The 26292-nt window shown below is 55.9% G+C and carries 29 protein-coding genes; 1 reads left to right on the top strand and 28 read right to left on the bottom strand.

All coding sequences use genetic code 11. The features are described 5' to 3' along the window. Positions 1-13: 13 nt before the first annotated feature. The 23 genes from ACKWMY_RS25375 to ACKWMY_RS25485 form a co-directional block, all read right to left on the bottom strand. Positions 14-697: a hypothetical protein gene (locus ACKWMY_RS25375; RefSeq protein ID WP_409487298.1), complete on the bottom strand. Its 684-nt coding sequence runs from the start codon at positions 695-697 to the stop codon at positions 14-16. 318 nt (positions 698-1015) lie between these two features. Continuing rightward, entirely contained in the window at positions 1016-1399 is a 384-nt protein-coding gene (locus ACKWMY_RS25380; protein WP_209530577.1) for a DUF6750 family protein, read from the bottom strand. 26 nt (positions 1400-1425) lie between these two features. Next, positions 1426-1953 (bottom strand): conjugal transfer protein TraQ, encoded by a 528-nt coding sequence (traQ, locus tag ACKWMY_RS25385; protein WP_209530575.1) that lies wholly within the window; start codon positions 1951-1953, stop codon positions 1426-1428. Then, positions 1953-2711, bottom strand: a complete 759-nt coding sequence (locus ACKWMY_RS25390; RefSeq protein WP_409487299.1) for a hypothetical protein — start codon at positions 2709-2711, stop codon at positions 1953-1955. The genes traQ and ACKWMY_RS25390 overlap by 1 nt, the downstream gene beginning before the upstream one ends. Positions 2712-2722: 11 nt before the next feature. After that, on the bottom strand, positions 2723-3982 hold the full coding sequence (gene traO / locus ACKWMY_RS25395; protein ID WP_409487300.1) for a conjugal transfer protein TraO: 1260 nt from the start codon (positions 3980-3982) through the stop codon (positions 2723-2725). A 2-nt stretch (positions 3983-3984) separates the two neighbouring features. Continuing rightward, entirely contained in the window at positions 3985-4980 is a 996-nt protein-coding gene (locus ACKWMY_RS25400) for a DotH/IcmK family type IV secretion protein (RefSeq protein WP_409487301.1), read from the bottom strand. Between the two features lie 18 nt (positions 4981-4998). Further along, positions 4999-5640: a DotI/IcmL/TraM family protein gene (locus ACKWMY_RS25405; protein WP_409487302.1), complete on the bottom strand. Its 642-nt coding sequence runs from the start codon at positions 5638-5640 to the stop codon at positions 4999-5001. Between the two features lie 88 nt (positions 5641-5728). Further along, positions 5729-6172: a hypothetical protein gene (locus tag ACKWMY_RS25410; protein ID WP_071926323.1), complete on the bottom strand. Its 444-nt coding sequence runs from the start codon at positions 6170-6172 to the stop codon at positions 5729-5731. A 7-nt stretch (positions 6173-6179) separates the two neighbouring features. Continuing rightward, positions 6180-9515, bottom strand: coding sequence for an LPD7 domain-containing protein (locus ACKWMY_RS25415; protein WP_409487303.1), 3336 nt, complete (start codon positions 9513-9515; stop codon positions 6180-6182). A gap of 15 nt (positions 9516-9530) precedes the next feature. Next, positions 9531-9791: an IcmT/TraK family protein gene (icmT, locus tag ACKWMY_RS25420; protein WP_059202219.1), complete on the bottom strand. Its 261-nt coding sequence runs from the start codon at positions 9789-9791 to the stop codon at positions 9531-9533. Beyond that, positions 9788-10945 (bottom strand): plasmid transfer ATPase TraJ, encoded by a 1158-nt coding sequence (gene traJ, locus ACKWMY_RS25425; protein ID WP_409487304.1) that lies wholly within the window; start codon positions 10943-10945, stop codon positions 9788-9790. Before traJ ends, icmT begins: the two co-directional genes overlap by 4 nt. Beyond that, entirely contained in the window at positions 10942-11730 is a 789-nt protein-coding gene (locus ACKWMY_RS25430) for a type IV secretory system conjugative DNA transfer family protein (protein WP_409487305.1), read from the bottom strand. Before ACKWMY_RS25430 ends, traJ begins: the two co-directional genes overlap by 4 nt. Continuing rightward, positions 11727-12179, bottom strand: coding sequence for a DotD/TraH family lipoprotein (locus ACKWMY_RS25435; RefSeq protein WP_059202276.1), 453 nt, complete (start codon positions 12177-12179; stop codon positions 11727-11729). Before ACKWMY_RS25435 ends, ACKWMY_RS25430 begins: the two co-directional genes overlap by 4 nt. 112 nt (positions 12180-12291) lie before the next feature. Then, positions 12292-12501 carry a hypothetical protein gene (locus tag ACKWMY_RS25440; RefSeq protein ID WP_409487306.1) on the bottom strand — a complete coding sequence of 70 codons (210 nt, stop codon included), beginning with the start codon at positions 12499-12501 and terminating at the stop codon, positions 12292-12294. A 122-nt stretch (positions 12502-12623) separates the two neighbouring features. Next, the gene (gene pilV / locus ACKWMY_RS25445) at positions 12624-13976 is read right to left on the bottom strand and encodes a shufflon system plasmid conjugative transfer pilus tip adhesin PilV (protein ID WP_409487307.1); all 1353 of its coding nucleotides are present in this window, start codon (positions 13974-13976) and stop codon (positions 12624-12626) included. Then, positions 13973-14641: a prepilin peptidase gene (locus tag ACKWMY_RS25450; RefSeq protein WP_409487308.1), complete on the bottom strand. Its 669-nt coding sequence runs from the start codon at positions 14639-14641 to the stop codon at positions 13973-13975. The genes pilV and ACKWMY_RS25450 overlap by 4 nt, the downstream gene beginning before the upstream one ends. Beyond that, positions 14641-15153, bottom strand: a complete 513-nt coding sequence (locus ACKWMY_RS25455) for a lytic transglycosylase domain-containing protein (RefSeq protein ID WP_409487309.1) — start codon at positions 15151-15153, stop codon at positions 14641-14643. Before ACKWMY_RS25455 ends, ACKWMY_RS25450 begins: the two co-directional genes overlap by 1 nt. 54 nt (positions 15154-15207) lie before the next feature. Further along, the gene (locus ACKWMY_RS25460) at positions 15208-15798 is read right to left on the bottom strand and encodes a type 4 pilus major pilin (RefSeq protein WP_409487310.1); all 591 of its coding nucleotides are present in this window, start codon (positions 15796-15798) and stop codon (positions 15208-15210) included. Between the two features lie 36 nt (positions 15799-15834). After that, on the bottom strand, positions 15835-16950 hold the full coding sequence (locus tag ACKWMY_RS25465) for a type II secretion system F family protein (RefSeq protein ID WP_409487311.1): 1116 nt from the start codon (positions 16948-16950) through the stop codon (positions 15835-15837). After that, the gene (locus tag ACKWMY_RS25470; RefSeq protein ID WP_409487312.1) at positions 16947-18368 is read right to left on the bottom strand and encodes a GspE/PulE family protein; all 1422 of its coding nucleotides are present in this window, start codon (positions 18366-18368) and stop codon (positions 16947-16949) included. Before ACKWMY_RS25470 ends, ACKWMY_RS25465 begins: the two co-directional genes overlap by 4 nt. A gap of 74 nt (positions 18369-18442) precedes the next feature. Continuing rightward, positions 18443-19033 carry a type IV pilus biogenesis protein PilP gene (gene pilP / locus ACKWMY_RS25475; protein ID WP_059202272.1) on the bottom strand — a complete coding sequence of 197 codons (591 nt, stop codon included), beginning with the start codon at positions 19031-19033 and terminating at the stop codon, positions 18443-18445. Further along, positions 19020-20324 (bottom strand): type 4b pilus protein PilO2, encoded by a 1305-nt coding sequence (pilO2, locus tag ACKWMY_RS25480; RefSeq protein ID WP_409487313.1) that lies wholly within the window; start codon positions 20322-20324, stop codon positions 19020-19022. The genes pilP and pilO2 overlap by 14 nt, the downstream gene beginning before the upstream one ends. A 3-nt stretch (positions 20325-20327) precedes the next feature. Then, positions 20328-21959, bottom strand: coding sequence for a PilN family type IVB pilus formation outer membrane protein (locus tag ACKWMY_RS25485; RefSeq protein ID WP_409487314.1), 1632 nt, complete (start codon positions 21957-21959; stop codon positions 20328-20330). Positions 21960-22121: 162 nt separating this feature from the next. On the opposite strand from ACKWMY_RS25485, the gene ACKWMY_RS25490 reads away from it, so the two are divergent. Then, a complete protein-coding gene (locus tag ACKWMY_RS25490; RefSeq protein WP_409487315.1) occupies positions 22122-22889 on the top strand; it encodes a hypothetical protein in 768 nt (255 codons plus the stop codon). Between the two features lie 35 nt (positions 22890-22924). Here the strand turns inward: ACKWMY_RS25490 and ACKWMY_RS25495 are convergent, their stop codons facing one another. The 5 genes from ACKWMY_RS25495 to ACKWMY_RS25515 all read right to left on the bottom strand — a co-directional run bounded on the left by ACKWMY_RS25495 (position 22925) and on the right by ACKWMY_RS25515 (position 26097). Then, positions 22925-23419 (bottom strand): hypothetical protein, encoded by a 495-nt coding sequence (locus ACKWMY_RS25495; RefSeq protein ID WP_059202269.1) that lies wholly within the window; start codon positions 23417-23419, stop codon positions 22925-22927. Positions 23420-23470: 51 nt separating this feature from the next. Beyond that, on the bottom strand, positions 23471-23896 hold the full coding sequence (pilM, locus tag ACKWMY_RS25500; RefSeq protein WP_409487316.1) for a type IV pilus biogenesis protein PilM: 426 nt from the start codon (positions 23894-23896) through the stop codon (positions 23471-23473). Between the two features lie 152 nt (positions 23897-24048). Beyond that, the gene (locus tag ACKWMY_RS25505) at positions 24049-25056 is read right to left on the bottom strand and encodes a toxin co-regulated pilus biosynthesis Q family protein (RefSeq protein ID WP_409487317.1); all 1008 of its coding nucleotides are present in this window, start codon (positions 25054-25056) and stop codon (positions 24049-24051) included. Between the two features lie 76 nt (positions 25057-25132). Further along, positions 25133-25333: a hypothetical protein gene (locus ACKWMY_RS25510; RefSeq protein WP_409487318.1), complete on the bottom strand. Its 201-nt coding sequence runs from the start codon at positions 25331-25333 to the stop codon at positions 25133-25135. 62 nt (positions 25334-25395) lie between these two features. Continuing rightward, positions 25396-26097 (bottom strand): hypothetical protein, encoded by a 702-nt coding sequence (locus ACKWMY_RS25515; protein ID WP_409487319.1) that lies wholly within the window; start codon positions 26095-26097, stop codon positions 25396-25398. Positions 26098-26292: the final 195 nt, after the last annotated feature.

Raw genomic sequence — 26292 nt, forward strand, 5'->3', positions numbered from 1 at the left:
TCTGATAGCGCCGTCAGGACTGGCGGCAGTACTTGTTGTACAGGGACGTCCATTGACCTGGTGGAAGGCTCAGGCTGGACGAACGGGCGGCGACGATGTCCGGATTCGGGATGAGGACGATATGGCGCAGACGCTGTTGCAGCGACTCCCGCAGTACCGGTGATGACTGCTGCAGAGCCTGACCAAACTCACCCGGATGACTGGTTCCCCAAAAGCGTTCTGTCTCAGCCCGGTGCGCCGCAAGCCAGTTGAGGATCATTGCGGCGCCATTTTGCTGGCGCTGGTCTCCGTCACGTCGGGCGGCCACCACCGTTCTTATCAGCCGGCTGATGTCCGCCGGCGCGATCTCAGGCAGGTAAACCATCACGCCATCATTCGCGCCCAGGCGATTCAGATGGCGGCTGCACAGGCATACGCTACAGGCGACAGTCACATTATCGTCCTGGGTGTTTTCCGGATTGTTGTCCAGAAATGCCGGCAGGTTACTGACGCTGACGTGTCCGCAAAACTTACAGGCATCACCGGTGAGCTTTGCTGCACGCTGGCGCAGGGCCGGGTTATGCCCGGCATGCTCATGCCCCCAGACCTGCTGCTCGATGTCAAAGTGCCGGTAACGTATGGCGGCAGTCAGACGCAGATGCGTGACGTGATGGCGGGACCAGCGGCGGCAGGCTTTTGTCAGCGGTTCTGTCAGCATGGTGCCATCACGTTGGTCTGACGTCAGCTGTTCCAGTTGTTTTGTCAGAGAGGCCAGGGGAAGCAGCCAGACGTTGCAGTCGTAGCCGGCATCGGCAGTGATCCCGCAGTGGTAAAACTCGGGAACAACAGGAAGGAGCCACTGGCAAAGCACCGTGGCCTCAGGTGCTTTCAGGTTGAGGGACGGGAGCGTTGTGTCACTGTCGTCGGGCGGACAGGGCTCCAGTTGAACGGGGTAAAGGAAACTGACCTCCGGGAATCGGTTCAAGATAACCTCCTGTAAAGCAGGACCCCGGCGCCAGCGCGCCGGGGAATGACATTAACCCACATCAACCGGGTTCAGCTGAATGGTGCTCTGACCTTTTTTGATGAACTGGTCGATGGCAATCATGATGCAGCCGGCACCGATACAGGTCAGGACCCAGCCCCAACCAATCTGCGGGTTCTTTTTCTTGGCTACCCAAAGAGCAACGCCAATGATAACGAGACCAATCCCCCCAAACTTCGCCAGTTTCAGCAGGCTTTTTCCCGAGTTATCGGCCCCATCGGCCACCTGATCCATCATCCCAAAAATATCATCAGCCGCGTGAGCGGGCAGGGTCAGGGTGCCCAAGAGCGCGACCAGCGGGGCGAGAAGACGCTGACCCAGAGAAGCCGCAGCCAGCCAGAGACGAACGGAAACGGACAGTGTGAAATGACGCATGGTTAAAACCTCTTTTGTTTATGGAGTTAATTCCAGCTCAGGTGCAGTGTGTTCTGCAGGGCATTGAGCAGTTGTGGATTACAGGCAAGGAGAATGCCGCAGATGAGCATCACCATACCGGCAGAGACGTCTTCCCGGGCTGACAGGCCAGTGTGGCCATCCACCAGGGAGCGGCGGATACGGGACAGCCCCATGAAGAAAAACAACACCCCGACTGCACGCAGCAGGGTAAGTACGGCATCGATGGCGAGTTTGGCCTGACCCATGGAGTCTGGGGCATAGGCGATGGCATCAAAGGAGACATCGCCAAAGCTCAGGGTATGGGCGGCCTTGTTCATCATCTGCTGCAGGGCGATAAGGGCGCCGCCGAGACAGACCGACACCAGGGCTTTAAGCCCGCTGGCCGGTTTACCGCTACGGGCGCGCTGGGCGACGGAAAACAGCGTGAAGATGCATCCGCCAAGTCCGAACATAAAACCCAGGGCCAGTATCAGGCGGATACCGCTGGTCTTGAGACCGTCGGCAACCTGTACCAGGATTTGAATGGCGTCCATCAGCCCCCCTGGCGAATAACGCCCCTGTCTGTGGTGACGGTGCGTGCAGTGGCATTAATGCTGCGAATGGACATGCCGTTGAGCGTATCGCCAGCTTGTACCGACCAGGTGGATCCTCCGTGGGTTATCCAGGCCATGCCCGGGTAAATGGTATGCACTCGCCATCCCTGCACGCCGGTACTGCGCTGACTCGCAGCGCCTGTCCGTACCGTCGATGTACGGCGCGTGGTCGTGGATTTAACGGCGGCGCGTTTTGCCGGCGGGCTGACAGCGCTGGCCGGGGCGGGGGTCACGGTGCCTGCGGCTTTCATCCGGGCCTCAAGCGCCGTCAGGCGTCGTTCTGCCTCGCTGACCCGATCGTTCAGGGCATTTATCCCCTGCTGGCTGGCCTCGCTGACCTGTTGCAGCGCCTGCGCATCAACCGGGGGGGCGGCGGGCTGAACAGACTCTGCGGGTTGAGGTGGTTCAGGTGCAGGAACCTCTTCCACAACCGGCACCGTTACCGGTGCCGCCTGATGGTCAGGAACAAAGGCGCGCGGAGGCGGCTCATCCGGCCAGACGGCATAGACCAGCATGGCAACCAGCACGCCGCCGGCAATCAGCAACGTGCTGAGGTCATAGCCCATGAACTGTCGTCTGGCTTTCTGGTCGTTGTCTTTGGCCGGCGTCTCAGCCTTTTCGGCTTCCGGTTCCGGGTGAAGTTCCGGCAAGGGCGAAGCCCCGGGCTCAAGGTCCGAATCGAAATATTTTTCTTTCATGGCGTTTCTCTTCAGGGGTGTAAGGCTGGAACCATGCGGCTGGCCGGCTGCAGACTGACTGCAGCAGGCTCGTCACGGGTCTTAATCATTTTGTCGCTTTCCTTCACGGCGGTCATAAACAGCACGGCGATGCTCTGACCACGGTCAACCAGCACCTGCTTCACCGGGATTTTTTGCGCGTCGTTGCTGATGACCTGACCTGCCTGCTGGGCCGCCCCGCCGAGGATGGTACCGGCCACCGCTTTACCGTCCGGCATGCCCACGCGGCCCTCAATGGTGTTGTATCCGTTGCTCAGGATTTGCGTATTGGCGCTGGCATAGAGCTGGCCACCTAACCCCAGGCCGTGAGCCAGCGCCGGCAGCAGAATGCGCGTTGCATAGCGGTTATTAACGGACGAGGCGACGGATGACTGCAGCGTATCCGGCATGGCCGCCCAGGCATCGATACGCCAGGTGTTGTTGTTCCAGTCCATACTGGTGAAGTGAATGGACACGCCATCGCCGACAAGCTGGACGCCATTGGCGGTCAGTGTGGCGCCGGCATAAGGCCCCGCCGGAATGCGGGCCAGCACCTGTGATCCGGTGTTGTCCGAATCAATCGCCGTCTCAATCAGGCCGCCCGGACGACTGCCGACAGGAATAACGATGCGGTCAGCGGCTGTCCCGCCTGAACCTGCGGCATTCCCGGTTTGCGTTGCTGGTGAAAGGCTGTCCGTCCATCCGGAGAAGGGGCTTGCTGCAGCCACACCGGGTGCGCCGCCAGTCTGGGCCGATTGCCCTGGGGCTTGTCCGGTTACGCTTGCCAGCTGACCTGCAGGAGCGCCGCGCTGAGCGACGAGCTCTTTGAGCAGGGCCTCCAGGGCTTTTTTACGATCCGGGTCGAGCGACTGTGCCTGGATCCGCTGAGGCGGTGGCAGGGATTCCTCCTGCCGCGGTGCCGGCGGTGCAGGCGGGGCCTCCTGTGAAATCGGGGGGACCTGGCGGACCGTACCGGAGCCGGCGGAGGCGATAAAACTGGTGTTGTTCGCCATCGCCTGTTTAGCCCCGTCGGCGTTATTTTCTCTGAGCAGGGTCTGGTATTGCGGGCTTTCAGCCGTGGTTTTCCCTGTTCCCCCCGCCGTTTTATCCACGCTTATCCGTGACACTGACGGCGGGGGAGCATTCAGCCAGGAGACCAGCAAGAAAATCCCGGCAATGGCGGCAAAGCCGCCGCCAACGATGATTAAGCCGGTTTTCTTTACGTCCCGGCGGGCGTCTTTTTCAGCGGCCATATTTACTCCAGAGATAAAGTCATCCAGACCGTTTTACCGGCATGGGAGAACGCCACTTCCGGGGTCAGTGGCAGTTTGTACAGCCAGGTTCCATCGCCGGAGGACAGGGTCTGTTCGAACGCATCACGCAGCTCGCTGCGGGTGCGGATAAAGAGGTCGTCACCCATCTGCCAGACCTGCGTATCAGGGACTGCGCCTTCGGTTTTCAGGCGGCGGGCATCCTTAGGGGGAACGCCATCGAGAAAAGCCTGCAGCGTGGGATCGTTCAGGCCAATCTTTGATTGTGGTGCCGGCATCTTTTTCGCCTGCGGCCCGCGCTGTGGGATACGCAGATCCAGGCGGGTATCAATCACGCGGGAAGCGGCTTTGTTACTTGCCTCACCGCTGGTGACGTCCACGATAATCGGTACCGCAAGTCCCTTCAGGTAGACCGTGACATTCCCCCGGTCATACTGCCGCCGGGCCTGCACGGTCATCACGCTGCTGTCCGGAATGTAATTTACCGTGAAGCCATCGGAGTTCGCGTTATAGGGAGGCGCCGCCAGTGGCCAGGGGGCGCCAGTGTTGTCCGTAAACATCACTGTGCTGGCCTGGTGCGTCGCGGTTCTGAGCACTGGCAGCGAGGCGCCCGGAGAGAGATTCACCGTCAGCGTGGAAATGCGAGGGACCACATCAGCAGGCTGCCAGGCCCTCCCGCGGCTGGCGTCATCGACGGCCCGGCTGACGTTTTCAATTTCACCTCGGTTGAGCGGGGCGGCCTGCCCGATAGCCCAGGCTTCCGCTGCGGATGGTGGCGCCGGCGGAGACTGACGTAACGGCGCGGTGATGTCCGTTTCCGGTTCGCTTTGCGGCGCCGCCGCCGGTGGATTGGTCGGTGCAGCAGGGGCGGGTGGTAGCGCCGTCGTGGGGGTGTTTGTTCGGGCATCAGCCCAATCAGCAGCCAGCACGGGGCCTGCCGACAAGAGCAATAATGCTGTCGTGAGAAGTCGAATTTTCATGAGGTTTCCTGACAAGATTTAGCGGGTATCCCGGGTGACCACGGAGGCCACTTCGATTCCTTCAGGCTTGAGCCTGACGTCGGTGCGCTGAATACGGATGGTAAAAATGAAGTTCTGGGGTGGCAGGCTGCGGGTCTGGCCATCGAGGCTCAGGGTGACGGGATACTGAACTTCCCAGATGTAAGGTCCACCCTGACCTTCCCGGCCGCGACGGTAAATCATCCCCTTGCGGGTGACGTTGGCCGACATCAGCAGCTTGTCCGTTTTCACCTTTGAAAACAGGTTCGAGTTTGTCAGTGCGCTGTAGTAGCTCCTGAAGCCGTCTTCGGAAAACTTCTGCTGCTGATCGCTTATCTGCGTGCGGAAGTTTTTGAAGTCGAGCTGGAAGGCGCTGCGTACCACCTTGTCACCAAATGCAATCACGTCATCGTCGCTATAGGCGGGCTCTGACGTCGGGTACTGCGCCAGCACGCTGCCGTTGAGCGTGGCGAAGTATTTCACCGGAGGATGTGCCACCTGCCAGGCAAGCCAGGCGTTAACCGGAAACTGCACCAGATTGAAGGAGACGGACACCAGAGCGACCGCTAGGCACTTACGGGCAAAGGAGGCGTTCAGCATCCTGTCTTTATGCAGCTGCAGCGCCTCCATGAACGGAGCCATACGCTCATGCTCTGGATTCATTTCAGCTTTAGCAAAAGAAGCCTCCCCGGGGGAGGCGGCAGATTGTTTCGTCACTGGATAGTTTCCGTCAGTTCAGTGAGATAAAAGAACGGCCACTGTCTGTGGCCGTCCTGGACGATGGCGTGGTGACGGGAATGGATGTCGTTCCCGAGCTGTAGGACGAAAGGCCGTTACCAGAGGCATAGTCTCCCCAGGGGTCAATGGTCGGAGGGACGTAGTCACTGATTTTGTCACGGGCTGCCTGACAAATTTTCTGGCCAATCTGATTCATGATGTCGGTCAGATTGGGAAATGTCGGGGCCGTAATGGTGGTGGAAATGTTCCCCAGGCAGTCTCCCAGTGACGCGGTGACGTTGTTCTGGCGCTGTGACCAGGCGTCGGCGGCTTCTTTAGCCCGATTATAACCGGCCTCACTGCCCGCCTTTGCGGCCGTACCGGCACGACAGGAAGCGGCATCGGCGGCAGGAAGGCACGCCAGGAACAACAGGGTGGTACAGAGCATTTTACGCATGAGGTCCTCACATGGGTTGCGGTTGATTGGCCGGCTTAACCTGCGCCCGGGGTGCCTGCTCCGGCTCCGGTGCTTTCGGCGGTGTCCAGGGCTTGTCGAACCCCAGTTTGCTGTGCAGGGCCGGCGGGAGCTTTTCCGGTGAGACCAGGGGAACGGCAAATTTCGGTGCGTCCTTCCCTTTGAGCTGAAAAGCGAAGGTATCCCGCAGCGCTTCGCCGTTCTTCACGACGTTCACGGCCGAGCCGTGACCTATCAGCGCGAGCGCGCCGGAATCGGAGACGGTATTCACGGCAAGCCAGGTATTGCCGTTGGCGCCGGTGCATATCCGTGCCAGCACGTGGCGAAGTTCGCCCTCATGACGCATTACGCCCTGCAGGTAATCGCCGTGGGCTTTCACCAGGTGTGCCAGCAGTTCACCATCGGCGCCTGCCGCATGCATGACCACCGAACCCGCCGCTTTGGATATGGCCGGTACCACGGCATTTTCCGGCGGTGATTGCGGCGGTTTTTGTCCCTCACCGTCCGGCCCGGTGTACAGCAGGCCGTGACCATTCGGCGATGCAAGCGACAGTGACAGGGCGGCCGCCTTAACCACCTGCTGCTGTAGCTGCCAGAAGGCATTGCCGTCATAGGCAGACAGCGCTGCCGGTGCGACGTGGTGGCGGTCAGCAACCAGCAGGCGGTTGTCCTGAGCGGGGGTCAATGACCAGTGGTTGCGGTGTTTCTCCTGGCGTTCATATCCGATGACCACCCCATCCTTGTCCGTCAGCGGAGCGTTGACTGTCACGGGTTGCTTACCCAGATACTGCAGCTTCACGATATCGCCCTGTTGTTGGCCGCTGTCCTTCAGCGCCTGCTCCAGCTCCACGCCCCAGTAGGTTTTGTTGCCGGCTTTTGTACGCAGCTGGACGTAAAAACTCTCGGTATTGGCTTTGTCGAACTGGTAGGGCGCCCGTCCGGATTCAAGCAGCTTGCCGGTCAGTCCCGTTCTCAGCGTCTCTTTCTCAAAGACGCTCATTTCTGGGGCTGCGGGTTCAGCAGCCTTCGGCGTGGCCTGACTGGCGGTGCCATTTCCGGGGGCGGCCGGTGCTGCCCCGGGTGCTGCTGGCGGTGTATTCGCAGCAGGTGATGGTGCTGCTTCCTGCCCGGGCGTGCTGATATTGATACCGTTCTTCGCCGTTGCCTCAGCGGCTCTGGCCTGCAGCAGGGCTTCAAACTGTTCGCGCTGCTGCGGGTTTTTCAGATGTACCTCGATGTTGTGATCGGCAATCAGCGTCAGCGTGCGCTGAATGAACTCCGGGCTGCCGGTAACCTCTACGGCACCGCGCTGATTGGCTTTGGCTGAGAGCAGTGCGGCCAAGATCATGCGGTCGTTTTCACTGGCCTGCGGCGTGGCCATTACGATGCGATCGCCATAATCCCGGAAGGCATCTTCTCCATCGAGCGCGTATACCCAGGTTCGGCCTTCCTGCCGGCTGGTCAGTCCCTGCAGGAGCTCATCCAGGTTGATGCGTGCCACTTCCGGTCCTTCAGGGCTGACATCTCCCGGCAGGCGACCGAAGGTGAGTGAAAAGCCATTTTCCTGAGCGGCAGGATCGACGTCTGCCGCGGCCGGCTGTGGCGGTTCGTCCTTCGAAGGCGCGGGCTCTAACGGTACCTCTGTGACCGGCGGAATGCCGGCATCAGCCCGCAGTGCCTCTGCAACGCTATCCGGTGCCGGGGGGCTGACGGACGGTGACGTCTCCGCACTGGCGACGTCAGCCTGGGGTGCATTCTGCAGGTCGGCGCTGGCCACATGAGAGCTGTCCGTCGCGGTTAAAGACGACGTGTCTGCAGGGGAGATTTCTTCTGCTACCGGGATGGCGGGCTCTGTGGATAGCGCCTGCGCTGGTGAGGCCAGATCTTCTGGAGAAGGTGAAAGAGAGGCTTCTTCATTGGTCGTCGGCGCCGGTGGCGAAGCTGGGGCTTCTGGCTCTACGAGTTCAGGTGCGGGCTCCGGCGGTACATATACCTCCGTTGGCGGCGTAAACTCCCCCTGAAAATCGTCACCGAAGTCCGGGTAGTCAGAGATATCGGGGAATGGAACGGCAGGTTCATCCTGCCGGATGTCGTTGTCAGGCATGCTGTGAGTCTCCGTAAAGGACTGACGCCAGTCGGGAATGAGTTCGTCGAATACCGGGGCCAGCTGTTCGCGTACCGCTTCCAGCCCTCTGGCTACGTGAATATCGTTAAAATCGCTGAAGGCGGCGGTACCGGCGAATGCCTGTGTGCGTTCGCTTTCGGTGAAGGACGGGATGATGTAAACGCCATTAATAGCCGAAGCGGCTTCCTGCGCCTTTTTCGCGCCCTTGTTATCCTGCTCACCCCGGGTATTGGTTTTGGTGAAGTCGTCTTCGCCCAGGATAATGTGGTGACTGTCCGGGTAGCGTGCCTTCAGATTTCGTGACACTGTCACCAGATTGCCGGCATCCATCGTCATCACAACGGGCATTCCGGTGGCGAGATGCAGACTGGCGGCCGTGGCATAACCTTCTGCGTAAAGCACGGGACGCTGCGGGCTAAGCTCACCGCCCACCACGAAGAAGTTGCCGGTCTTCTCTGCGCCTTTCTTCAGGTTCTTGGTGCCGTCGGGTTTGATGTACTGCAGGGTGCGGAGTTCGCCGTCGCCGTTTCGCAACGGGATCACCAGGTTGTCGTATTTATCCAGACGAACCCCGTTGGCGGCCGGTACCCCTTTCCGGGCCAGATATGCGTGAGAGTCCGGCGCGGGCGGCATTTTGCTCCATTGCCTCGTCAGGGTTTTTCCCATCTGCGCAAACTCCAGCTGAGATTGCATCTGGCGATCCCAGCGCTTCTGTGCTGCCAGCGCCCGCTGTTTCATTGCCTCTGCCGGGTCATAGGTATGTGAGCCGGTGGAGGTCCAGTTCACCTTGCCTTCGCTTGCCCGGTGATTCTGATACCATCCCGCCGGACGACCATCGAGAAAGCCCTGATAGGCACCATCGACGTTTCCAGGCTTACCGCCTTCAATGGCCACCCTGTAGCGTTTTCCATCCATTTCCGGCAAACCGTTACCGGGGAGTATGAATCCTGCATCCTTAAGCACCTGCGCGAACTCTTCCGCCGGTGTCAGGTTATCGGTGATGGTCTGACCGACGTCCGTCACGGTGTTTTCGGGCAGCCAGGCTTTCACTTTCTCCAGGTCTGCGTCCGCCACCGCAAACCAGAGTTTTTCTGAACGATCATACTCAAGGGCATATTTCCCATCATCAAGACGCCCGGCCGCACGCAGGGCGTCCTTTTTGTTATCCGGCGTGATAGTGAGGTAGGTACGTTTTTGCATAATCAGTTCCTGCTTTTATTCAAAGAACCGGCGATACCACCACGGGCGTCCGGTCAGCTGCCTGCCACGCAGGAGGCTAACCAGTCGTTGCCACAGTACGGTGATTGTGAAGCCGAAGAAGGAGAGGATCCGGAAAAAGATAATCAGAATGGTGACCGCCCAGATTGTGCTGGTCTCAGGCCACTGGAACCAGGCGAAGTACAACGCAAACAGGACGACCGGTATCCCCAGAATCTCCAGCCGGCGACCTGCGTCCCGCCACTCACAGATGTTCACAATGCTTTCCTCCGTGTCATTTCACGTGGGCTGATGACCGTCAGGAGCTCCCTGCGGTCGATGATCCCGGCCTGATACATCCGCCAGGCTTTATCGCTCATCCGCTCACCGCGCGCGCTGAGATGGTTATCAATCCAGGTACGCCACTGCGTGTGCTTCAGCTGGCCAAGTGACTCTTTCACCTCGTCATCAAACACCAGATATTCCCTGACCGACTGACGCTTCCCGTCCGTGGTCCGCAGCAGACGCTGGGTAATGACATACTGCAGGTTACTGAGCAGGTTCCAGGCCATCGCTTCACGCTGATCCTCAGGAACCAGCATCAGGGCGCGGGGGATAGTCTCCCCGGGGGAATTGGTGTGCATGGTAGATAGGCAAAGGTGCCCGGACTGACCGTTCATGATGGCACCGCTGAGCGTTTCCGGGTCACGAATCTCACCGACACCAATGACGCCCGGGGCACGGCGCAGCGTCAGGCGAAGGTGTTCAGCGAATGACGCCACGTCCCGGCCAATCTGTGACTGTTCAGGCATCAAAATCGACTCGGGGAAATTCAGCAGAAACTCGATGGGGTCTTCTGCCGTAACTATCTTGCGGTCGCGGTCATGTAACGCGCAGTGCTGATAGGTTGACGCCAGAAAGGTGGATTTACCGGACCCGGTTTCACCCGTGATCAGGCCAAGGCCTTTATGTGGCAGCAGGGCGGTGATCAAATCCTCTTCAAGCCCCAGCGACTCCAGCTCCGGAATAACCGTCGGGATGACCCTGAGTGTCAGCGCTGGCACCATATCGTAATCACCGATAGTGGCCTGAACAAAGTTGCAGCGAAAGCGGAGGCTTTCTCCGCGCGCCAGCCCATAGCGGTTATACATATCACCGGTCAGCTGCAGCGCCCGATCCACCCCTTTACCGGCTTTCAGGTCGCCCTTTATCTGCTCCGAAAAGACGTCATCCATCAACCTTGTCAGCTGGGGAGGCTCGATGCGGAACTCACTGGCGCGGACTTTACGTCCATGGAGGTCCACAACCAGGGGACCGCCGCCCTGCAAAAAAATATCGGAGACGCTGTGTCGTGCGCAGTGAACCAGAAATGCCCGTAGGCTGTCGGCATGCATCCCGCCATGCTCATGAAAATCAAATGCAGGAAACGTCATTGCGCCTCCTTACGAATAACGGGCTTCCATTTGTTTTTATCCACCACGAATCCGGCAGGATCCTGAATGCGTTTGACCTTATCGCCAATCATCAGCTCGTCACGTGTGCCGGTAACGCTCTGTTGTGATTCCTTCACATCCGGCGCCTGGATGATGCCCTGCTGCAGGAGCGTGGAGTAACGCAACATTCCGGTGAAATCGCGGGTCAGGCGGTTAAAGTTGGCTTCCAGCGTGCGGTCGGCACTGAGGCGACCCTCCTCCCAGCCACGACGCACGGCTTTTTCCCAGACGGTTTTCTCTTTGCTGTTTTTGGGGCGTACGCCGGCATCCGGTGCATCAATACGTTTGCTGGCAAGCCCCGGGAGGAGCCAGATACGCCAGCCCGGCGGATTGCTGACGAACCGGGCCGGGACCAGAATGTTATAGGTGCGGTACGCTGACCGGATCTGATCTGGCGTCACGTGTGCCATGTCGCTCGCCGTGGCGATCACTGGCGGTAGATAACCCTGTTTGCTGATAAGCGGTCGAAAGTCGTACATGTTGTTCAGTACGCTGTCGCGGGCGGTTAGTATTTGACGAAGTTCCCAGGCGCGCTGTGCTTTACCTCCCTGAAATCCGACCGTCTGGCCAGCATCGTTGAGCATCTGCCAGACGGTATCGCTCAGCCCGTTAAAATCATTGACGGCCGGGTTGAGGTAGTCCGCCATATCTGCAGGTGGGGCATCTTCTGCGAATGCAGGCAGCGTGCAACACAGCAGCAGGCCTGCAAGTAGCTGTCGTTTCATGCGAGGCGACCTCCTTTATCCGGAAGCGCAAAGTACAGGTGCAGCTCCAGTGGCTGCTGTTTCAGGGTTGCACGCCACCCTATCTGCGTTTCCAGCTGGCGGAGCAGGTTCTCAAACGTGATGTTGTCGACATGAACGCTGACGGGCAGCGGCAGCCGAACCCCGCTGTATGCAAAATTAAGCCCGCGCTGACGGGCTAGCTGGGCGAGCAGCTCAATAGCGTCCCCCTCCCAGTTCAGTGAAAGCCTGTCGCTGTTTGCCGCGAAACTGCCAGGAAGTCGCGTGGCCTTCTGGTTCAGTGCACCATCGAGGTAAAGTTGCTGCTGTGTGCTGCGGATACGTGAGGCATCGTCTGATACCTGCGTCAGCGAGACAGTATTATGAGGTTGTTGCGCCTGACAACCGGACAGCAGAATGCCTGCCAGCGCGGCAAGATACGTGGTTTTCATCTTGAGGATTCCTGAAATAACACAGCATTGAATGAGCGTTGCCATGTGTTAAGAGGGGGGATTAACAGGGTTGTGCGAAATGAGGAGAGATAATCAGAGCTGGAAAAACAGGTCAGTCTTTTTTTGGGGGCACCCTCATGCCATCACTGGCCTTTCCCCTGACGGCAATATTCCAGTTATGAGACGTTGCCGTCTCCAGCCTGAATATTCTTTCCATAGCTCCTTTGGGATTGGCAGCGCTAATCGATGAGGAAGCAAGGTGTTCGGTGCGGAGCATGTGTGAAAATTCCTCGGCTTCACGTTCCGTCATTTGTTTTTTCATCAATATTTACCTTTTCAATCTTTAGGTGTTGTTCAGTCCGTCAGGTCTACGCGGATATCGCTGCTGACGTGAAAATCTGACATCAGATTGAGTTCCTTTGGAAATAAAGCGGGAAGTGAACGTTATTGGTAGGCCAGTACCCAAAATTGCCCAGGGCTACACCCTCGTTCAGGCAAAGGATTTGAAACAATATTGTAGTTAGTGCCAGCGGGCACGGCGAAATTGATAGTTGTACTTTTTGCCCAACCAATATTATTATTCATACTTGTTGCCACAGTTAAATTATTAACATTTGCGACTAGTGCATAAGTATTTTCACATGCACCGTCATCAACCGCTAAACCAAACTTCGTAGATTGTCCACCCATCGCCGTGATCCACATCGTTGTACTTCCTGTATTACTTCCTGAAAAATTACCGACGTGATACCCCAATTGTTGGTAGGAACCGTTACTTTTCCCTGCGCCTTTCCATACGCCATTCTGACAGAATAAAAGAGCACCATCAGCGGCCCGCCCAACTAAACCATTTGGGCTACACCCCCAGCCTTCATTTGCCGTACCATCCAGTTGCAGATATTCACCGACAGATGCCCTCCCATCAGCACGAACTGTCCCGCCTTTCAGTTGGCCACCGGTATAAATGCCTTTATTGTTTACCGACCTTATCCAGTCGTTGTCATCCATATAAAGCCCACCGCCGTGGTCTTCATTGAGCCAACCTTTACCATGCTTGGTAATAAGCCAGCCGCTATTACTGCGGATATCCCCGTTAGCGGTGATATTATTCGCATTATTCACGTCATTGGCGCCCATATCAATTGCAGTATGCATCTTGTTAAGGTCGGGACGGCCGTTAACTTTGAAACGATACAAGCGATCGCTTTCTTCTGCCCCACCGGCCAATACATCAGACGTCAGGTAGGCCACCAGGTGACCACTCTGCCCACTGAGCCCCAGACTCGACAGGTTGACTTGCCAGCCACCGCCGGCACCGTTGGCAATATTGGCGGGATAGATATACCCCCCAAGACCAGAGGTGTTCTGGGCGATATACCGCTGCCCCTTGAACGCAATATCCTGACCGCCGGCCGTCAACACAAAGGCAACCAGTTTGTCGGTCTGCGTGGGATTGCGCGTCACGGCGAGGATATAGGTTTGGGTATTATTGTTGGTCAGGGAAAAACCCGGCGGTAAATACCCTTTATCCCGTAGGGTCTGCCCCGTTACCGTGACGTTTCCGCCCCCTTTGACCTGGTTCAGTAACGTGTCGTAGTTATCTTTAACGTATCGGCGTGCACCCTGGCTCACCGTGCTCAGGTGTGTGGCAGTCACGACCCAGGTTTGTTCCTCCATATAGTCAGAATATCTTTCCAGCCCAATGGGGGCGGCAATCAACACGATCGCCAGCACGATGGCCATTGAGATGAGCGATAGGCCCCGGTTGATACGAGGGTTGGCAGCGTCAACAGTCATAAGGCACCCGATAGAGTCAGTTGAGGGAAGCATCCGGCCAGCCCCGCCAGTAAGGCGAACAGCCAGGGTGCATAAGGTTGGGCATTTTTTCGCGTCAGCAGCGCGCCGACGATAAACAGCAAGAAGGCACATCCGCTCAGCACACTGGCCAACGGCCAGGGAAACCAGGCACACAGCGCGGCGATCAGATGAACATCGCCCAGGCCAAACCCTTCTTCACCCCGCAGGCGTTTGGCTCCGTAGTGAAAGGCATAAAGGAACATAAACATGCCGATACTGCCTGTGAGCGCCTCTGTCAGTGTGAGCGAGCTCCCAGGCAGAAAGGTAAACAGCAGACCTGTCAGCCAGAATCCGGAGGTATAACGCAGCGGTAGCCAGTAATTGCGCATATCAAGCAGCACCATGGGAATACCCCACGCCAACAGCCCCAGAATTTTGACAGTGCCTAACCAGGAAGAACCCGCGAGTGCTGTCGTTGCGATCAGGACTGTGCCGGTACCGGCGAAAACGAGGGTGACACCCCTGATCTGCAGCCGAGTGAGTGGCGGGCCATCATGCTCAAGCAAGAATTGTTTCGCCCGATGAACCAACGGTTGGGCACCCATGAACAGAGCGGCGCTGGCCAGGGCTATCAGTAGCGAGAACTTCAGAAGGGACAGGGGCATCAGGCTACACCTCCCTTGAGTTTCAGGTACATGGTGTACACCTTGCGGGCGTAGATCATGCGCCGCTCGCCATTGTTATCGGCAAACCCCGCATTATAAGAGCCCAGACATTGCCAATTGACCCCGCATTGTTTGAGATGTTTGGCCAATATCCAGGCACCGATCTGGACGTTCAGGCATGGGTTATTCAGCAGATCCTGTTCGTTATTTAAGATACCCAGTGCGCGTAACTGAGGGATATGGCGCTCATTGATTTGCATCAGTCCATAATCACGGCTCAAGACCGGTGGCTTATATCCTTTCGGCATCCGGCGCCGATCAGTTCTGACATTTTCACCTATTGCACGAGCGTTAAGGCTGCTTTCGACGGTGGCCATCGCGCGCAGCAACAGCGGGTCGACTTTATAGCGGGCGCCCGCTTCGTTAAAACAGAACGCCTGCGCGGGCAACGAGAGCAATAACGCGCCGCCCAGAACCAGACAGGACAAGGCACGTTGAAAGGAAAACAACATAAGAATGCACTCCAGAAGGAAGCCGGCAACAGGACGTTACCGGCGGGACGGGCATTAGGTGTTGCTGGTGAACATGAGGGTGTTTTGACCGACAGAGCCTTTATCGGCAGTGCACTGTGCCCCAATGGCGCTGGCGGCGATCGCTCCGTTGGTAGACGTGCCGTTGACCATGGTGGTCACAATACTCGGCGCAGCACTCAGCTTGGTCGCCAGGGTAATGCAGGCTTCCTGTGGAACTGCCGCGTAGGTCAGTGAGAAGGTCGACTTCTGCCCGCCTGCCGTCGAAACGGGTTGTACGGTGACCGCCCCCCCCCACAAGTTTTGAAGCTTGGCACTGCCGGAGGATTTGGTACCAACAACCGTCATGTTGGCTGGCGCACCGCCAAACTGGATAAGCGCACCGGTCATGGCATCTGCAGCAGCAAAATTATAGATACCGGACGTTTTCAACATGGTGCGGGTATTGGTCATCAGCTCCGCAGCATTACTGTACTCCGTGCTGGCGTCGTTACGGTTAAACAAACTGCCCCCCTGGGTAATGGCGATAGCCAATACGGCAAGGGCAAGAACAAAATAGATGACCGCTTCAAACAGGGTAATTGCCCCACGGTTGACAGCCGAGTGAGGAGTGTGTGTCAGTTCCATTATTATTTCCTTCAGATTTTGATGAGAGTGAACGCCTTAATGCGCACCCACGAGGTCGTTGAGGTTTTGTGTGGCCAGGAGGATCAGGATCATGTAGCCAGCGTTGGTGCTCAATGCGATGTAAGAAAGCAAAGATGCCGTCCGCTTGATCCGGGCTACGGTTTGCACAAGCCAGGCCCGTGCAAAATTTTCAATAATCATTTCAGCGTTATCGCCATCGGTGAGCAGGACCAGTTTGTCGATAGCACGTGGGGAGGGAAATCCGTAGCCGGCATTGCGTAATGCCAGCCCCAGGTGGTCACCTTGTTTAACCTGACGCTGGGTTGCGGCCAATCGCTCATACAACCAGGGCGGTGCATAGCGGCTCAGCATCTCGATGGCGTCTTCCGTCTTCACCTGTGCACGCATCAGCGCACTGAAGTTCAGCAGGAAGCCCACGCCGAGCACGTCGCGATACACGCTCCAGGGCAATAAACGGTCCAAAACATGCTGTCGTATTTTCCCCATCAAATTTGGCATTGACCAAACAATGAACCCGATTAACAAGATCACCAGCCCACTGAGAACCAAGGCATTATTGACAAAGAATTCTGAGATGGCACTGAGCCACCACAACCCACCTGCCCAGTGTTCTCGGGAGGATAATGACGCCAGGCGAGGCAGAAAATAAACAGTTACCATCTTCATCATGGCGAACGTGGTTGCCAGCAGCAGCGTCGGATAAGCCAGGGTGGAAACCAACGCTGATTTCATATCCGACATCCCCTGCACCACGGTGATCGCCCGGTATAAGGCGGCAGCCAGGTTGCCATCTTGAACACCGGAACTGAGGATGGCGGCCTCTTGTCGGGGTACCCAGGATGCCAACCCCTGATCGACTGATTTGCCCTGACGCAATGCGCTGAGCATATCTTCCAGGCAATAGACCACAGGGGGGCGCTTGTGCCCGTAGCTCCCAATCATCGAATTGATGGCTTTTTCTACTTTAAGGTTATTGTCGAGCAGGAAAGCCAGGTCCTCGTAGAGCGTCAGGCGGTCAGCGGTGGAGAAGGTCTTTTGCGCCAACCAGCGGCCTAGCCCCTCATTCATTTTTTCCGATGACGGCACGTTGCTCCGCAGTGCCGTCAGACGTTCGCGCCAGCGGGAAATCATGATGTGACCTCCGGGGCGAGCAAGGTCAGGCTATCTTCGTCAAGCGGGCTGATGTAATCCGCATCAATCGGGTCGACCAGTCCTTCGTTGAGGTAACGAAGCAGGTGTTGACCGCGAGTTATGCCGCCCAACGCGTTCACCCAATAACTGCGCGCGGCCAGCTTGCCCTTATGGCGAAACAGCTCCATGAATCGGGCATCGGGACGAATAACTTCAGCGATGACACGCCGGCCAGTTACGCCCTTATAACAATGCTCACATCCCTCCGGATGGCGAAAGGCCAGTTTCTCCACGTGGCAAAAACGCTCAAGCAACGCTTTCTTCTCTTCTTCCAGGCTGTCGCTGACCGCACGCCAGCTTTTCTTGCAGTGCGGGCACAGCAGCTGCACCAGGCGTTGAGCGATTAACCCGATCATGACTTGCGGATCGGCCACCTGACCCATTGGGATACCCAACGTGTCGGTCAGGCGGTCAAGAATGCCGACAGCGTCATTGGCATGCAGCGTAGTTTTCACCAGGTGGCCGGACTTGGCCGCCGTCAGCGCTGATTTAACCGAGTTGGCATCACGAATTTCACCCACGACCATGGCATCAGGGTCCAGGCGCAACGCTGCAGAAATAGACCGAACCCAGGCACGACTAACCGCATCCGGATCGTTTTTATCAGCAATGATGGGGGTTTGTACGGCCCCGAGGATAAGCCCCTCCGGCGGATCTTCCAGCGTCATCAGTCGCTTTCGGTGCCCCGTAAAAGACAGGTACATGTCGCTTAACGTGCGCAGAGTGGTACTTTTGCCGGAGCCGGTCGGACCGGACAGGATGATGACGCCCTCGGGACGGCCCAGCATGCGGCGAATAAGCGTTTGCTGCTCGGGTAAATAGCCCAGTTGGTCCAGCGTGGGCGGGGCTATTCCTTCATCAGGCAAAATGCGCATCACGACATACAGCCCAAACTCTGCCGGTGTGTGCGCATAGCGTGCCCCGAAGAGTTCAAGGCCTTGCAGGAACTCTTTGCGCACCCGCCCATCCTGGGCGCGATTGGGGTTAAAGCTTTTCTCGGCCACATCGCACATCGACATCACAATCGTCGACGCCAGCGTCATTCCTTCGGCGCGATCCAGTTGAATCACGGTTTCGAGGTCGCCATGCACGCGAAATTGCACCACGGTCACATTATTCATCCCGATCAGCAGATGAATATCGCTGGCCCCTTTCTTCTTGGCTTCCCGAAAAAAACCGATGATTTTCGCCTGTTGAGCGGAGTAATCGTTAGCATCGGGGTTGTCTGTGACCTGGCTTTGTTGCAATGCTTTCAGTTTGTCGAGCTGGACCCGCTTAACCTTCAGCCTGGGGTATTGCTTAAACGCGCCAGCAATCTCTGACGTGACGGCCAGACTGTTATTGTGCGCGTCAGACACATACAAGGTCGGGGCGTCAGAATTGGCCAGATCTAAATGGATATAGGTTGAACCACGTTTCTCATACATATTGGTTACCCCGCAAAGGAAAGAGACACCCGCATTGAGTTCTTCCCGGAGACAACGACCTCATTGAGGTTGATCCGTTTAACAACGTATTCCGTACCCGGAATGCGATCCCCTGACTGCACCGTAACCTGGTTACCGTTGCTGAGTGCCAGCACGGCCGTGAAACCTTTCCCCGTGCCGGTGATCTCGACAATCTGTGGCGGAACGGCATCTTGCGCCGCGCCTTTGACCTCCGTTTTGTTGTCCTGAGAAGGGGGCGCCGGGTTGAAGGGTTGATCCAGTGCACGGTCATAACCGTTCTTTTGCAGTTCATTCAACGCCTTTGCCCTAGCAAGCTGGGCCTCATACAGCACCGTCTCAGCCTGTATCGCTTCCAGTTGGCCAAGATTTAATGCGCGTCCCGCTTCCGCGCGCGTGAAGGTGGTTGGGAGGGGAATATCTGCTGACGTTGGCGGTTTCACTGACTGCTCAACCGAAGGTGAAGGTGCAGCAGATGGAGCCGCCGGTATGTCTGTGACAGGCGCGGCGAAGACACCTGGTGCGGTTAGCACCAGGCACAACGCCCAGGGTGTTATTCCGGATTTAACGGTTGGCATACAGAAGTCCCTCAATGGTGTATTCCAGGCGATTGTTCTTGAGTGTCGTCGTGATACTGGACGCCCTTATCCCGCTGCTGTTGAAGCGCGTCGGCGCAAACAACCGATCAGGAGGAATGTCGGTAATGAACGTAAAGCTGTAGGTTCGCCATGGCAGGTTTTGTACATCGCCCTGCGTTAACTGCGTGCTTACGTCCATTTCGCTAAGGCGCAAACGGGCATTGATACGTTGGGCATAGCTGGTCAGATGCTGAATTTGCTGGCTGCCCGGGAGCAGTGCTTCGGGGTGTTCTGGGAGAGAAAGCGACACGGGTAACGCAAAGGAAGCGTCATCCGCGCTGCCGGGAATATTAAACACCGGCTGAATGTCTGCACCATAGAGTACGGGTAACCGCAAGGCAAAGTCCCCCACGGTGCCCCCGCTCGGCAAAGTGTAGTGCAGCGTGATCTTGCCGTGGGCATCGCACGTCGCCGTATTGAATACCCAGCCGGCAATAGAGATCTGCGCGTCTTTCCACACGTTACTGCAGGCGCTGAGCATCGGCGGGAATCGCGGTTGCGTTGCCCAGGGTTTCAGGTTGTCGGCCGGAGCCTGTTGCTCCAATTGTTGCCTGGCCAACAGCGCAGCCTGAGCAGCGGCAATACGCTTATCTTCTTGATGCGTCTGCCATGCCGAATAGCCCACATACCCTGATCCCAGGGCCACCACCGCAATGCCCCACAGCCACAGCATCTGCGGATTATGGGTTTGGTTGAGACGCGCTCGTCGCAAACCCACCTTGTTGTCGATCAACGTCAAGAGCGTCTTATCTTCGGCGTCTAGCTCGGGAAAGAAGCCGCTGGGTGCATATACCGTCCAACCCGCCGCGGGATCAGCGGTGATTTGCAGAAAATTGGACACGGCTATGCGTATCGCCGCCTCATCCCCCACGATATCGCCGAACGGTGACAACATGCCGTCGCTGACAGCCACGAACCAGTATTGCTCGTTGGCCAACGGGAAAACACCGTAACAGGCCTCTGGTAATGCCGGCAGGACGGCTAACGCCATTGATGCCAATGTATGTCGGCCGCCTTTTCGGCGCGTTTTGTCCGTGAGGGTGACGGTGCCAAGCAGGGTGCCTTGTGCCTGACCGTCGCCGGTAGGTAATACCGCCCAATGCGTGGCATGCGCTTCTTTCGCGCGTAAGCGCATGCTACGGCGCCCACGTAGCGGCAGATATTGCCAGTGCAATCCGGCAACCAGCCAGGCACGCCCATTCTGCAGCGTATAGGTAGTCTGTTGTTTCATGGCTTATCCCAAAATGACCGGAGTGATAAGAATGACCAGCATGGTTTTGTTGTTTTCACCGTTGGCACCGCCACCGAGTCCGAAGAAGCGGAAACTGCCGACGCCCTGGCGGTTGGCGGTGTTATTGAGAGACTGATAACCACTGAGCACCAACGTCTGTCCAGACTGCATGATGACGCGCTGGGTAAACGTCTTGAGGCGAGTCTTCATGAGTTCGACCGAGGTGTTGTCGCTGGTGAACGTGCGCATGGTCGGGTCATCCGACATATTGATCGCAAACTGCAGCTGCATTTTTGGCGACTGGGGCATCAGGAACGGCAGCACCGTCATGTTAAAGCCCGTGGTGATTGTCGACTTGGTGATACTGCTTGAGGAGCCGACGTTCGCCGTGTTCTCTGTAGTGACGTTCGAGGCATAGTCCTGTTGCAGCGCAACTTGAATTGGCACCGCTGACAGGTTGGTCGTCATGCTCGAGGCTTCTGTCATCACGCTGACGTTCGCCTGCTCGGACAGGGCTTTGATAAAGGCCTTGGTGCCCGCCCCTTTGCCGTCAAGTATGGAAATACCGCCATTCAGGGCATCGGATGAACCGCCGGTGAACGCATTGGTCAGAGACAATCCGACGCTGCCACTGTTGAAAACAGCGTTCCAGTCAATGCCGTACTGGTCCTGAGTACGTTTCTCAACGCTGTAGACCTGGACGTTGAGCACCACCTGCCGGTTAAGCTCTTTATTACGGTCATCCAGATAGCGGCCTATCTGCTCAAGCACACGCGGTGTATCCGTAACCGTCAATACACCGGCGGATAAATTCATGCGCCCGGTGCCCGGCGTCAACATCGACTTAATGGTATTGGTGACGTCCTCGTACAGGCTTGATTTGATTTCCATCTCAGTCGCCTGTGAGGTATTGGAGTCGCCACTGAGCCCACCGCCGCTGCTGTCGCCCGTAGCCCCCATCGATGAGGTGGTGCCACTCACGGTTTTTGAGCCAAAGCTCGCCTTACTGTCCATAAACATGACCGGGAACGTCCGGGTGTCGAGATAGAAAATGGCGATCCGGCCTTGCTCATAACGCCATGACAATCCCAGGCGAGTGGTGACATTATCGAGCAAACCGCCCAACTCTCCCTGCCAGAACACCCCCCTGAGTGCAGTCCCCGTGGTAACGGCCGGTGCGGGGCGAACGGGTGAACCGCCCAACGCAGCCAAAGGCACCATCCCATTCGGATCTGGCGCCGGAACGGGGCCACTGAGTTGCTCCGTTTTGCCCCCTGTTGGCGCCAATATGGCCTGCGCATCGGGCGTCACCACCACGGGCAACTGGCAACGTTTACTGATAAAGGCGCTGACTTCTGCCAGCGTGATGCTCCCAGGCCGATTGATGGCCACAGCACAAGGTGGCAGTAAGCTATTGCTGCCTGGCAGGGCATTTAACGGGTAAGGGTTGATCCACTGGGAGGTTAAGTCACGCACCACAGAACCCTTTTTAAGCGCATGAAGATGCTTATCTGCCCGTTTTTCGTCCTGCGAGACGGTGTTGTCGATCTTGTTGATGCGCTCAAGCGGCGCACAGCCGGAAAGCAGCAAACACAATGTCGCCGCCAGCCCTGTTAGGGGGAGGTTTTTTTTCATAGAAAGCCTTGATAAGATTATGGAAACTGAAGTGCGTGACGTTTTTTCGCTGAGGTTGGTGTTATTCGCTGATATTATGGTGGTCCGGTTAAAGGCCACACCTACCAGTGCTGACTCATGGTGGTGTTATGCCAGGGCAATATGTTCATTAAATAGGTACTTATGACGATCAATATCTCAACGATCCTTATCCCTTCTGTACCGTTGGTCGTTCCTGTCACTTTCTTTGCTTTATTTTGTTTTCTGGCTTACCTCTCTCGAAAACGTTTCACATCAGACGTTGGTTTTTTCCAAAAATATTATTGCTCCAGCCTCATATTTGTATTGATGGTGGTTACGTTTTTTTTGTCGACATGGTTAGGTGCCAGTTATTGGTTCCATTATACACGCATGGACATTGAGTTATTTCTTCTATTAATGTCACTGCTTAGCATACTGTCACTTCATTTACCTTTTGAAATTATGAGGTTTTATGTTTCATCAAAGTTGGACAATGTCTATTTTTTCATGATTTTTAACTCGTTATCTGTTCATGTGGATGCGAGTTTCTTTCAGAAAAAAGAAACCAATGATAATGCCACCATAGAAAGCACATTAACTGAGGATGAGGAGGAAACGCTGCTTATTGAGAGGTTTGTATCACTGCTACTACCAGCGTTAACCCCAAGTGTTAAAGAAGTCACTATCGCTTCACATGTTATTGACCATAGGCGTAGAGAGAAAATGGTTAAAGCATTAATGAATTATGGGGCTGAAATAATTTTTGAAGGAAAGAGAAAGACACCGAGAAAAGAAATATTCAGTTTAAACCTTCAATACGGTGGCCTTCCGTTGAAGAACCCGTTTTCTCTGCAGAAAAGGAAAAATGGATTTAAAGTTCGCAAATATGGCTCGCTGATTACATTTAAGCCACCTCATTTCAGGCGGTGATTCTGATGTCGTGTAGAATCACTCTGCTGTGTTGGCTAAATGAATATAATCATGCCAATTAAAATGAAAACAACAAACCACAGAACGATGCGCCAGGATAATTCATGGAAGATGATGTCCAAGACCGTATGGGGGATATCCTCCAACTCCAATCGGCAGTAATGGATAGTGGTTGCCAGTGCCGCCAACGTCTGTGTGCTGGCCCCTGCACGGCGGGCTTTGACCTTCTCTCTCAGTGCGATGTGTATCAGGTACTCCAGTTCACGACGGGTCTTCCTATCCCCCATTTCGTCATAGTGAGAGGCCAGCAGGGTATCTATTGCGGACAACAATCTTGAGGGCTGGGGCAAGGGTAATGCAGCGACACGTGCCCGCAAGACCCGTAGACGCAGCACCTGTTCCTCCTCCTCGATATATTCCAACTCGAGAGCCTCGACCTCGTCGTCCAAATCGTTAAGGGTGCGGCCTCCCGATGACGCCGGGCGGTATTTTCTTCCACATCGCGTGATAATGGGTACGGTTGAGTTCATCAAAAGGCTCCAGTTGGAGGTGAGTATTGTTGGTCATTGGTGATAAGGGGGTTAATTGAGGTACACCAGACTGCCGTCAGCAATGCTGTTCGGTACATTGACCTGCATGTCATTGCCAAAGCTGTCGATCAGACGTCTTCCGACGACCTTTCCAACCAACGCTGAATGCCGGCTCTGTGCCAACAACGCGGCCATCAACCCAGGTTGGTCCGGCTGGTAGACATACACACGGTCAGCTTGTAGCACATTGTGTAATTCAGGTAGGGATGACCAGCCGAAGGCGCTGTCGGGGATCACACCGTCTTTTTGCGAAGGGTTGTTATAGCGCCAGTCATTGATGTCATTGATGTAACGGACGGTTTGAATAGCCCGCTGGCTCAACGTGCTATCTTGCAGCTGCGCACCTGTTTGGTCATGAGGTGGTATGTTGACCCATACCAATAGCCCTAGAAATACCGAGAGCAACCAGTAAGTCATCGCACAACTCCCCAAATCAGGATCCAGAACACGGAGCACAGAACTATCACGGTGATGATCACTTTGCCGCGATTACTCATTTGTACCTCCAGAAATTAAGGCTGCGAATGCAACCTCTTGGACAGAGGGGTATGGAACCTATTGACTGGCCATCAGTGGATTTCCTTGTCGTCAACAGAAATGACGCACTGAGCATGGCGAATGCCGGCATACAGTGGCACTTTCGCCGTACCGTATAAGGTAAACAGGCTATTCAACGCATCACGGAAACTGCCTTCAAATTGGAGCGGTGCATCGATACGGTAATTTGTCGATGTCAGCCAGGCTACAGTCCAGTTAGCCACTCCTGGAGTAGAGCACTTCTCAGCGGCTGACCAACTGAATAGGGTATCTTTCAGCGTACTACCCGCTTCGATCCGCCAGACTTTAGGAGTTGGCACTGCTTTTACTACCGGTACGGCCACATTTTTGGGCTGTGCTGGAGTTGATTTATCTAGCGTACCGTTGAAAGGATTACGCGAGCCTGTGGCGACGATCGCAGTCGGAGAGGATGGATTAGTCGCGTTCGCAGCTGTTTGTGGCTTGGCCACTATTTGTGTATTGACCGATTTGGTCGCAAGCATTGGTGTGCCATACGCCACGGAGACCTGTTTCTTAGGCCAGTCAATCAAAGCTACCCATCCATGTTGGCGTAATAATTCGTCGAGAACGTACGGCCACTGGTCGTTAGCTTCGAGGGTTATCCGCTGCCTGGATTGCGTTTGAATATCGGCAGAGATTATTGCGGTCCAGCCTGCCGGGATCACTTTATTCAGCGTTGCCTCTAGCCCCAGATTAAGAGCTTTGACCCTGACCAAGGTAAAAGTCTCTGGTGTGCCGAGCGATTTGATCCGGGTTAACCCCTGCAACGTATCTGGCGCACTAGCTCTAGCCGTCGCTGGCGGTGTGGTTATGTTGGTTTTTGTCTGTGGGGAACGGACGGGCTGCATCATTGCGCTAGCTTGCTTCACGCTTTTTTGAGCCAACTCGATGTGTTGCAAGTTAGTGCTTATCAGGGCATCCACGAATTGTCGGGCATCACTGTCAGCTGGCCGGTGGTTAGGCAAGCTGCAGCCACCCAATAAAACGGGAAGCAGCATGGATGTGTGAATGATTTTCATAGGTTTCATCAGGTAATGGAATAACCGTACCGCATGAGGCGTTGGGGACGGTATTGCCAGGGTGACGAGAGGGGTGTTAGCGAAGATAGTCTTGCTGAAATTCTGCGATTTTTTCCTCCGCTTCATCGATTAAATTACGCAGAGAAGACAGCGTACTGAGTGGCATTTTATCCGGCGTTCTGGCTCTTAGCCGACAGGCACGTTTGAACTGAATAACCCGTGCTGCCCGGCGGATATGCAATTCACGCAGATCCTTTTCGGTGACGGTGATACACATGGTGGTTTTCCTTACTCTTTCGATTGGCGATTCTTTTCTGACCAAATAAGAGGTGCGTATTATCAGTGATAACTCTCCTTCTTCGAGGGGACTGAGTTCCTTGGTGGTTGCCAGATCTTGTCTTCCCTAGGGGTCCATTCCCCGGCAGGTAACGAAGGCATTCCGATGTGCAGAGTGCGGATGAGACGCCGGTTATCTAACTCCAGTTCGGAGGCCACTACGACCTGAAACCCTTCCGTATGGAATACCATTTCCGCGTCTTCAATGGTCTCTGCTGTACGATTTAGCAGAAGTTGAAATGTGACAGGCAGTACCATATTCCCGGTAGGTTGGAATGAATTTTCCATGCGCGTCAGTTGAAGCGCATGTTTGCGGCGGTCCTGTCGGCGTTGCATCAGTTCTGTCGTTATGTTCTCTGGAAATCTGCAAATGACAAGACGCCAGCCTTTCTGCATCAGGATATTAAGTGTGGAACGAAAGCGGAACAGGTCGCATTGTTCTACCGCAGAGGCATGACTCAGTAGAACGCTAAGGGTTGAGTCAACCGGAACGGCTTTATCACTGTTTTCCAGCAACTGACGCAGCGTGGTGAATTCGGCATTCATACCACGAAAACTGGGATTACCACGCGCCGTATCCAGCCAGTTCGCGATAAATCGTCGGCGGGCTGTTTCCGAGGTGAAGGGCTTTTCCTGATCGGCGGTACGTAGTGCAATCAGAATGCACCAGAGCAGATGGTGAACAGTATTATCTGCGGAGGACAAAGGCTATCTCCTTTAATTGAGTTGGTGTACCGAATGCCGGCAATGGTGTCTGTATCTCCTTCCGCCAGAAGGAATACGCCATAAATGACCAGCCGGTAAAGGAGCAAGGGGTATCCATGGCAGGACCGGCTCAGACACCATTGCTGGCATCCGGTATTGCAGTAACACATCTGGTTGAAAAAGAACCCGACACAA

Origin of the sequence: Serratia sp. J2 (genome assembly GCF_046269175.1) — a bacterium.
Classification (GTDB): domain Bacteria; phylum Pseudomonadota; class Gammaproteobacteria; order Enterobacterales; family Enterobacteriaceae; genus Chania; species Chania fonticola_C.